Origin of the sequence: Acetatifactor muris, assembly GCF_024623325.1 — a bacterium.
Classification (GTDB): Bacteria; Bacillota; Clostridia; order Lachnospirales; family Lachnospiraceae; genus Acetatifactor; species Acetatifactor muris.
The window spans coordinates 1-9,420 of record NZ_JANJZD010000068.1 but is presented as its reverse complement, the minus strand read 5'-3'; the positions used below and the strand labels follow the sequence as shown (position 1 = coordinate 9,420).

Sequence of the window (9,420 nt, the reverse complement as noted above, 5' to 3'; positions counted from 1 at the left end):
ACTTTTGGACTTCATCTTCTTTTGCAGACTTATCCGTATTTCCCAGCCTTTTATGCGGTTCCTGTCCGTCGGACCAAGGGTTTGCTTACAGCTTCTTTCAGATTCCATCTCGCGGTGGACACCCTTGTTGTTCAGCTATGTGTTTCCTCGTTGCCCAGGCACACTCGGGACTTTCACCCGTTAGATTACTGCCCATGCTGGGCAAACAAAAGCAGGCGGTTTATTCCGCCTGCTTACATTGTCACTCTTTTCTCTGTTCAAACAGCCATGGATATAACTCTTTCTCCCTGTATGCCAACTCCCAGCTCTGATGTTTTTCCCCGGAGTATTCTGTGTAACGAATCTTTTCCGCTCCCGCTTCCTCAAGCGCCTTCACCATTTCCCGACTATATCTTACCGGAACGGTAGGGTCTTTTGCTCCGTGAAATATCCATATAGGCATTTCCTTTACGCTTTCCGCCTGCATGGGATCCCCGCAGCTGCAGATTGGCACCGCTGCCGCAAATATATCACTTTCACGATAAAGCAGATTCCACACCGCATGTCCTCCCATGGAAGCGCCCACAACATAAATTCTGTTCGGATCAATTGGGTATTCCGCTTCCAGCTCTGTTACCAGTCCTATAAGCGCATCCAACAGAGGCTCCTCTGTCTCCATTGAAAAAGCGCCCGGTTCTTCCAGTTTCTCAGACCATTTTTCCCCTTTCGGACACTGGGGGGCCACAACATAACAGGGATATTCCTTTCTGTTTTTTTCATTCAGCAAAGTATCTGTGACACTGTTTGCCTGAACCTGTCTTTCGTTGTCATCTCCTCTCTCCCCGCTGCCATGCAGGAATAATACAAGAGGATATTTTTCCTCATTTCCTTTCGGCTCATACAGCCGATAGGGAAGAACCGTACCATTATCATCCTGATACAGAAAAGCCTCCATGATATCGGTTCTGTCTCTGCTGGCAAATAAAGCATAATATCCGCCTTTTCCGGCTATCATGTAAAATGCTGTCGCCAGACCTGACACTATCAGAATGATAATACCTGACACTATGCATAAAATCTTCTTTCCTTTTTTCTTCATCATCATACCTCTCATTATAGTTTGATACTGTCCATCCAGTACCCATCAGGGGCGAAAAGCTTCCGCCCGCCGCATTACATCATTCAGAGTGCGGACCGTAAGCTGCTTTTTCAAATCTTCCAGATCAGAAATATGCCTGCAGCTGCCCTTATCTACTTTTATCACGCGACGTCCTCCAGGCGGAAGGTCAAAATAATTATCCGAAAAAATGCAGTCACCCTCCGATGTGTCGAATCCTGCCGCCCTGACAAGATGACGTGCAGCTGCCTCAATGACATAATCATCCCCAGTCTCTCTGATTTCCACGGAAAGTTCAGATTCCGGAAAGCAGAACTCTCTGGGCAGCACAAACAAAACTGTTCCGCTTTTCCGCTCTTCTCCCTGTTCCCATTCAAAAAACAAATATGCCTGTCTCTTTTCTTCCTCCTTTATTACCCCGGAATAGTCAAGCTGTACTACAGGTAAGCTCTCTCCTGCTTTCATCACAACAGTTTTTGCTCCCTCGTCCAGTATTTTCTCTCCCTTTCCGTACAGTTTCCAGTAAATCTTTCCGCTGCATTCCTGCTTTGTTTCATTGGATATCCACAGGGAAACTTCCTCCCCCTGCTCCAGCGCACTCACCAACACAGGCTCATAAAATCGTCGTATAAAGTATTGAAGTGCTTTCCATCTGCCGTAATAGTCAATTCCGGACCAGCTCACTACCGGCCAACAGTCATTGAGCTGCCACAGCATCATTCCTCTGCAGTACCCATTATCCCGTCTGAAGTGTTCCACCGAATACCGCATGATCTCCCCGGCCTGAAGCTGAGACAGAAAAATATAGTCATCAAAATTATCCGGAATATAATAATCCCGTTTCATATACAGTTCAATTGCCTCATTTCCGCCTGCACATTTCTGGTGGACATACATAACCGGTGTCCAGGGCATCCTGTCTTCCAGTTCCGTAAAGGAAGAAATGGTTTTCATGGAAGGATAGCTCTGAAATCCCATTTCCGTCACAAAGCGGCTGCGCATTGTCCGCATTTTCTGATAGGGTGCATTTCCGTTATACTGGAGATAATAGTGCAGATCTCCGTTCGCGGCATAGTCAGAAAATTTCTCTGCTCCCCCCGGTTCTTTCACAGATGGAGAAGAAGGAACATAATCTGTATCCGGCGCATAATAACGGCACAGTTTTGGTATCATATCCAGAAACAACGGTTCATAATTCGCCCAGAGAATTTTTCTCACAGCCTCCGGCAGAGGATCTTCTCCCGAACCAAACAGTTTCCGCAATTCTGTGGTCTCCGGATCTGTCGCACCGGTCACAGTATAGATACAGTCGATTTCGTTATTGCCGCAGAACAGACCGATACAGGCATGATGAGATATCCTTGCCAGATTATCCTCCAGTTCCTTCCGCACATTTTCCATGTATTCCGGAGATAACTGATAAAAAGAACAGGCAAACATAAGGTCCTGATATACCAGAATTCCCTTCTCGTCACACAAATCATAAAACTCTTCCGGGGGATAATAAGCACCTCCCCACACACGGATACTGTTCACATTGGAACGCAGGCAGTTTTCTATCATGTTCTGATACCTTCCGCGGTCCGTTCTCGTCACAACAGAATCCTCGATAATCATATTTTCTCCCCTGCAAAATACAGGTATATGATTTACTGTAAAAGAATACTTTGATCCATCTTCGTCGTCTGAACGGTCCAGTTCTATTTGCCGCAGGCCTGTTTTCTGTGTCCTGTGGTCCAGAACACAGTCTCCCGTCACCAGCTCAGTCAGCAGTGTATACAGCGGCTGTTCTCCATAGCCGGAAGGCCACCAAAGCCTGGGCTGTTCCACCTCAAAGCACACGGTATTTCCTGCCGGACATTCTTTTACTCCCAGTTTTTCCCCTTCCGGTCCGAACAGCGTCATTCGAAAAAACAGACCTTCTGTTCCCCTGCAGACAGGTTTCGCTTTTACCATCACCTTTTCATTCAGATGCTCCTGGCTGATGATTGTAGTGTCAATTCTTCCTTTTTCATAGCCTTCAATTCTGATGTCCCTCCATATTCCTGAATCCGGAAGAGATAATCCCCAGTCCCAGCCAAACATGCAGGCAGCCTTTCTCAGCACGGTATATGGCTTCCCAATTTTCGGAGCATGCTCTTTCAGATAAGCGGAGGGATCACGGAAAAGAATCTCTATTTTGTTCTCTCCTGACCTTATATATGGCTTCACATCAAACCTCCAGTTTCGATGCATATTATCTGCATTACCCACAGGCATTCCGTTCAAGCGGACTTCCGCCAGCGTATCCAGTCCACTGCAGCAAAGCTCTATAAATTCCTGCACCAGAAGTTTCTTATCCGCCTGAAAGCTTCTCTCGAAAACATAATCCCGCTCCAGTATTTCCTGTATTTTTCTCTCGTTGTCTCTCCAGAAAGGATCCGGTATTCCTCCCTGTTCCAGCAGTGTGGAGGTCACAGTTCCCGGTACTGTCGCGTTCCAGCTTTCCTCATGCCCTGCCGCATACATTTTCCAAATGCCGTTTAAGTTCAACAGTATCATAGTCTTTTCTCCCTTCAGAACTTATTCTGGAATGCGGCATATGCCTCTTCTCTGGAAATTTCGCCATTATTACAGCGAATCATCAGAGCCACATCCTGATCCCGCAGCCGGTAGCTCATCAGCATGATAACGAGGGCCAGAATTCCTCCCACCAGCGGTGCGATTCCAAACAGAGCCCAAAGTCCTTTAATCGTACTGACTCCCTGCACCACGCCCTCTCCTTCCACAAAACCCACCGCCGCCACGCCAAACATGCCAAGCGCGCCTGTCAGCGCCACTACAATTTTGTTGGTAAAAGCCTTTGTGGCAAATGCAATTCCCTGATTTCTCTCTCCGTTGCAGAATTGGCCATATTCCACACAGTCAGCTACAAACATAATCGCGGTCACAGCGCAGATTCCCGAAAACAGGCTTTTCCCCGCAAAAAGCACTAACAACAATATCACATTGTCATAACCTACAAAATACATGATCGCCGTCAATACCATCGCGATAACTCTTGTCACTATATTCAGCTTAAATTTCTCCACTCTGCTGATCATTTTCGGAATCAGCAGCGCCACCGCCAGCACAGGCAGTGCGGAAGCCAAAGTCAGCAGCGTAATATAGGATTCGCTGCCCAGACAATGGATTGCCACATAGGCCAGCAGTGTATTGCTGAAATCTGTCAGAGCACTGACAATGGAAACCAGGGTGAAAATCAGCAGATATTTATTATGTACCAGACTCATGAAAATTTCTCTTATGGAAACTTCTTTTTCCGCATTTCCTCCATACCGTTCCTTTGCTTTGCCAGGCAGCATCATCATTGTAAGCAGACAGAGGCCTCCTAAAATCAAAATGGTCAGAGGCCAGCCTATGGCAGGATAAAGCATCGGAACCAGGACAGCCACCAGAATCCCGCCCAGATACACGCAAAAGGAATTCAGAGAATACAATTTATTCCTTTCTTCCTGATTTTCCGTCATTGCCGTAACAATGGCGTTCATCGGAACATCATACATGGTATAGGCGGTATCCCACAGAATATAAGCCACGGCTGACCATATAACCTTAACCTGGATGGAAGCACCCGAGGGTATGATGAACAGCAAAATTGTAGTTAAGGGAATTGTCAGTCCCGCTATACGCAGCCACGGTCTGTATTTACCACCCTTCAGATTCACTTTATCCACCATAACGCCAAAGACCGGATCATTAATGGCATCCCAGACCTTTGCAAAAACAAAAATCATTCCTACCATAGCAGCCGGAATTCCCAGATTCGTCATAAAAAGCTGCAGAAAACTCATAATAACATAATAGGACAAAATAGCGCCAAAAGCATACATTCCATAACTGACCCGTTCTCCCTTTGTTGTTGTAAATTGTTTTTTACCCATTCGCTCTGCTCCTTTACCCGCAAGATAGTTTCCCGGTCAACTGACACACTGTAACCGTCCAACACGCTTACTGTTACCATACATTTGGAAATTATGTACATATTTCTATTCTGTTCTTGTATTTTATCATCATTTTTGATATGCTAATAATACAAACATCATATAAATAGTATAAAGGTATGATACTTATGTCTAAAAACAAAGAAATGAATCAGTTTGTCCGGGACTCTATTCTCAGCGGTTACCGCCATCATTCATTTTCCGTGGAGCGTGAGTTGTCGGATTTTTATCTGAAAGGACACGGAGACAGCTCTCTGGAAAACATTCTGCATCTGGACACATATGCGGAAATTCTGGCTTCTGACAGGATACGTGCCCTGAAAAACACTCTCATCTGTCTGATTACGGTCATTAGCCGTTCTTCCATTCGAAACGGAGCCGATTCAGAAATCAGTTTCTCCATGAGTGATTTTTTTATCAATGAAGTGGAAAAGCAAAAATCAGAAGAAGATCTGCAGATTCTGCTGAAAGAAATTCTGAAGCGTTTCCGGGAACTGGTAGATGAAACACAACATCAAAAAAATCCATATCCTGTGGCAAAGGCCATCCAGTACATCAATGCCCATCTCTATGGCAGCTGTACGGTGGAAGGCACCGCCGGATTTACCGGCTGCAACCCTAAATATCTCGCCGCTCTTTTCCGTCGCGAACTGGGACTGAGCCCCAGAGAATACATTCGACGTGAAAAAATGAAAAAGGCGCTGACGCTCCTGGTTCATGACCGTCTGTCAGTAAACGAGACCGCCGATATTCTCGGATACTGTAATGCCTCTCATTTTATCAAAGAGTTTAAACGCTTTTATGGAAAAACACCCCGGAAGTATATATCATAGGAACGGTTATTACAGGAATCGCTTCGCGGCATGATTCCGACAAAAAGATGCCCTCGGCACCGTTCTGATTCCATGCCCATCTGACGATGGACTTTTTTATAAAAAAATGCCATGGCTGTTCGCCATGGCATTTGGGGGATTCTGATGTCAATTCCAATGCTGTCACGTCCCTATTCCCCGTCCGGCTCCGACAGAGCCTTCTCGTAGCTCTCCAGAATCACTTTCTGGATTGCGTCTCTGGTAGAGGAATTGATGGGGTGGGCAATATCCTTATATTCCCCATCAGCCGTCCTCTTGCTGGGCATTGCGATGAATAAGCCCTTGTCTCCTTCGATTACCTTAATGTCATGCACTACAAATTCCTCGTCCAAGGTAATGGATACAACTGCCTTCATCCTGCCATCCTTCGCAATTTTGCGCACGCGAACGTCTGTAACCTGCATCTGCAAAACCCCCTTAATCAGGAATCCAGGACCACTTTTGTTACATTGTATATCTCTCATTCCGCTCCACAACAATGCGGATATGACCCTCCTCACCCACATAACGCGAATTTGCACGCAGCGTACTCCGACTTTCCACAATGCAATTCTCGATGCAGGTGTTGTCACCGATATACACATCATTCAAAATTATGGAATTTTTGATGACACAATTGTTTCCTATGTAGCTTTTTTTAAATATAACGGAATTCTCCACCACACCGTTTACAATGCAGCCGCTGGAAATCAGACTGTTTCTCACGCTGGCTCCCACATTGTATTTTGCCGGTGCAAGATCATCCACTCTGGAATAAATATCCGGATATTGTTTGAAAAAGTAATTCCTCACCTCCGCTTTGAGAAAATCCATATTGGTGCCGAAATAATCCTCTATAGAGGCAATATTTCGCCAATATTCCCGCATTTTGTATCCGAAGATACGTTTTACCTCCTTATAACGAATCAAAATATCTCTTACAAAATCATATCTGTCCTCCTCCGCACATTTTTCAACCATTTCTATCAGCTGCCGACGGCGCAGAATATAGATTCCGCAGGAAATCACACTTGATTTTGCCTGAAGCGGTTTCTCCTCGAATTCCTCGATCCGGCACTCCTCATTCATGCGGACTGTTCCGAATCGTTCCAGATTCACCCCCGGCTCCATATCCCGGCAAACCACAGTAATGTCAGCTTTTCTCTCTATATGAAATTCCAGAACCTTACTGAAATCCAGTTTATACACCCCGTCCCCGGAAGTGAGCACCACATAAGGCTCATGGCTGCTTTTCAGGAAGGCAAGATTCTGATAAATGGCGTCCGCCGTTCCTCTGTACCAGTTACTGTTCTCTGCGGTAACCACCGGAGTAAAGGTATAAAGACCGCCCTGCTTGCGTCCGAAATCCCACCATTTGGAAGAACTCAGATGCTCATGCAGGCTGCTGGCATTATACTGGGTCAGCACAGCCACCTTCTGAATATGCGAATTGGACATATTGCTCAGGGTAAAGTCAATGCTGCGATAGCTTCCGGCAACAGGCATTGCACAGACAGCCCTCTTTTGGGACAGTTCTTTCATCCGGCGGTTATTTCCGCCTGCCAGGATAATCCCGATTGCTCTCATTGATGTTCACCTGCCTTAATCAAAGTTCTGCCGGCGGGCAGACAGAAATTCTCGTAGTCCACACTGGTTGTTATTCCGAAAATCACGGAATTCTTCCCCACGCTGATGCCGTTGGGAATCACGCTTCTCTCACCTACCGTGGCAATTCCGTGATTATAAATGTGCGGCGCCACATCATTCTCCGCCTCTTCCCCCACGCCAAGCCGCACCTGGTCTCCTATTCGTACATCCTCTGCCACTATCGCCTTGTACAGTTCACATCCGTTTCCGATCTGTGTGCGATTCATAATAATGGAATCCCGTATCACAGTGTCACTGCCTATGGTGACTCCGCAGCCGATAACGGAATTATAGACTTTGCCATAAATATCCGTTCCCTCGCCGATAATGCTCCTCTCCACCACACTGTCCGGGGCAAAGTACTGGGGCGGCTGAATTTCGCTTTTGGTATATACTTTCCAGTATTCCTCATATAGGTTAAATTCAGGAACGATATCGATCAGCTCCATATTGGCTTCCCAGTAAGACTGCAGCGTTCCCACATCCTTCCAGTAACCGGTAAATTCATAGGCAGACATGGGCGCTCCCTTTTGGTGACAATAAGGAATCACATGCTTTCCAAAATCCAGCGCCGGCTGCCCGGCCATGGCAATCAGGGCCTTTTTCAGAGTCTTCCAGTTGAAAATATAAATTCCCATGCTGGCCAGATTACTCTGGGGATGCTCCGGCTTTTCCTCAAATTTAGTGATTCTGTGCCGGTCATCCGCTGTCATAATGCCGAAACGGCCGGCTTCTTCCAGAGGTACCGGCATCACGGCAATGGTCACCTCCGCGTGATTGGCTTTGTGAAAATCCAGCATGATCTCATAATCCATCTTGTAAATATGATCCCCGGAAAGAATCAGCACGTAATCCGGATGATAGCTCTCCATATACTCCAGATTCTGGTAAATGGCATTGGCAGTTCCCGTATACCATTCACTGTTGGAAAGCTTCTCATAGGGCGGCAGTACAGTAACCCCGCCAATATTCCGATCCAGGTCCCAGGGAATACCGATTCCGATATGGCTGTTCAGCCTCAGGGGCTGATACTGTGTCAGAACTCCCACCGTATCCACGCCGGAATTGATGCAATTGGACAATGGAAAATCAATAATGCGGTACTTTCCCCCAAATGCCACGGCAGGTTTTGCTACTTTTGCCGTAAGTACACCCAGTCGACTGCCCTGTCCGCCTGCCAGCAGCATGGCAATCATCTCTTTTTTAATCATAACACCTCCCAATCCAGCTCAAGTTATCCTTTACCCGGGTTGTTTTCACCTGTTTCCCGAACAATTTTCTATCCGTCTGAATATCATATTGTAAATTGCCCTGTAATTCATATGGATGGCCATCTGTCTCCTGTCCTGAACAGCCCTTTGATTATATAGTTCGCGAAATGGTTTCTTTAATGAGGTCATTATATCATACCTTACCTTAAAAGGGAATATTTAATGTCGAAAAATTTACTTTGGCGCTCCGATTTTGTATTAAAATTTTATATATTTTTTCTAAATAAGGAAGAATATTTGTGTATTTATTCCAAAGGCACCTTTTACAAAAGCTGTATTTTCCTGTTCCCTTTCGCATTTCATTCACAGAAATCTGGGGTTCCTGCAAGGACCAATAAGGGCCTGCCGCCTGGGCCAGGGGGCCCGCAAGGACCAACAGGGGCTTTCCGCTAGGGCCAGGGGTAACGCAAGGACCAACAGGGGCTTTCCGCTAGGGCCAGGGGCCCGCAAGGACCAACAGGGGCTTTCCGCTAGGGCCAGGGGCCCGCAAGGACCAACAGGGGCTTTCCGCTAGGGCCAGGGGCCCGCAAGGACCAACAGGGGCTTTCCGCTAGGGCCAGGGGCCCGCAAGG

General features: G+C 46.6%; 7 protein-coding genes. 1 reads left to right on the top strand and 6 read right to left on the bottom strand.

Translation table 11 applies throughout. The annotated features are described in order from the left end of the window. Positions 1-241: 241 nt before the first annotated feature. Genes NSB25_RS28360 through NSB25_RS28350 form a run of 3 tightly spaced genes read right to left on the bottom strand, consistent with a single transcriptional unit; the run spans position 242 to position 5,019 of the window. Positions 242-1,078, bottom strand: a complete 837-nt coding sequence (locus NSB25_RS28360; RefSeq protein WP_257479357.1) for a carboxylesterase family protein — start codon at positions 1,076-1,078, stop codon at positions 242-244. A gap of 45 nt (positions 1,079-1,123) precedes the next feature. Continuing rightward, positions 1,124-3,637, bottom strand: a complete 2,514-nt coding sequence (locus tag NSB25_RS28355; protein ID WP_103242658.1) for a beta-mannosidase — start codon at positions 3,635-3,637, stop codon at positions 1,124-1,126. A 14-nt stretch (positions 3,638-3,651) separates the two neighbouring features. After that, complete coding sequence (locus tag NSB25_RS28350) at positions 3,652-5,019, bottom strand: MFS transporter (RefSeq protein ID WP_103242657.1); 1,368 nt, start codon at positions 5,017-5,019, stop codon at positions 3,652-3,654. A gap of 188 nt (positions 5,020-5,207) precedes the next feature. Between NSB25_RS28350 and NSB25_RS28345 the strand changes: the two genes are divergently transcribed. Next, entirely contained in the window at positions 5,208-5,912 is a 705-nt protein-coding gene (locus NSB25_RS28345) for a helix-turn-helix transcriptional regulator (RefSeq protein ID WP_172455321.1), read from the top strand. 170 nt (positions 5,913-6,082) lie between these two features. Here the strand turns inward: NSB25_RS28345 and spoVG are convergent, their stop codons facing one another. Genes spoVG through NSB25_RS28330 form a run of 3 tightly spaced genes read right to left on the bottom strand, consistent with a single transcriptional unit; the run spans position 6,083 to position 8,788 of the window. Next, positions 6,083-6,355 carry a septation regulator SpoVG gene (gene spoVG / locus NSB25_RS28340; protein WP_103242655.1) on the bottom strand — a complete coding sequence of 91 codons (273 nt, stop codon included), beginning with the start codon at positions 6,353-6,355 and terminating at the stop codon, positions 6,083-6,085. Positions 6,356-6,395: 40 nt separating this feature from the next. Further along, the gene (glgD, locus tag NSB25_RS28335; protein ID WP_103242654.1) at positions 6,396-7,517 is read right to left on the bottom strand and encodes a glucose-1-phosphate adenylyltransferase subunit GlgD; all 1,122 of its coding nucleotides are present in this window, start codon (positions 7,515-7,517) and stop codon (positions 6,396-6,398) included. Continuing rightward, positions 7,514-8,788, bottom strand: coding sequence for a glucose-1-phosphate adenylyltransferase (locus tag NSB25_RS28330; protein ID WP_103242653.1), 1,275 nt, complete (start codon positions 8,786-8,788; stop codon positions 7,514-7,516). The genes glgD and NSB25_RS28330 overlap by 4 nt, the downstream gene beginning before the upstream one ends. Positions 8,789-9,420 lie beyond the last annotated feature (632 nt).

What these genes read in the sequence shown, in the direction of transcription:
- NSB25_RS28360 (WP_257479357.1), bottom strand. Translation starts at nt 1,078, where the DNA reads ATGAAGAAAAAAGGAAAGAAGATTTTATGCATAGTGTCAGGTATTATC.
- NSB25_RS28355 (WP_103242658.1), bottom strand. Translation starts at nt 3,637, where the DNA reads ATGATACTGTTGAACTTAAACGGCATTTGGAAAATGTATGCGGCAGGG.
- NSB25_RS28350 (WP_103242657.1), bottom strand. Translation starts at nt 5,019, where the DNA reads ATGGGTAAAAAACAATTTACAACAACAAAGGGAGAACGGGTCAGTTAT.
- NSB25_RS28345 (WP_172455321.1), top strand. Translation starts at nt 5,208, where the DNA reads ATGTCTAAAAACAAAGAAATGAATCAGTTTGTCCGGGACTCTATTCTC.
- spoVG (WP_103242655.1), bottom strand. Translation starts at nt 6,355, where the DNA reads ATGCAGGTTACAGACGTTCGCGTGCGCAAAATTGCGAAGGATGGCAGG.
- glgD (WP_103242654.1), bottom strand. Translation starts at nt 7,517, where the DNA reads ATGAGAGCAATCGGGATTATCCTGGCAGGCGGAAATAACCGCCGGATG.
- NSB25_RS28330 (WP_103242653.1), bottom strand. Translation starts at nt 8,788, where the DNA reads ATGATTAAAAAAGAGATGATTGCCATGCTGCTGGCAGGCGGACAGGGC.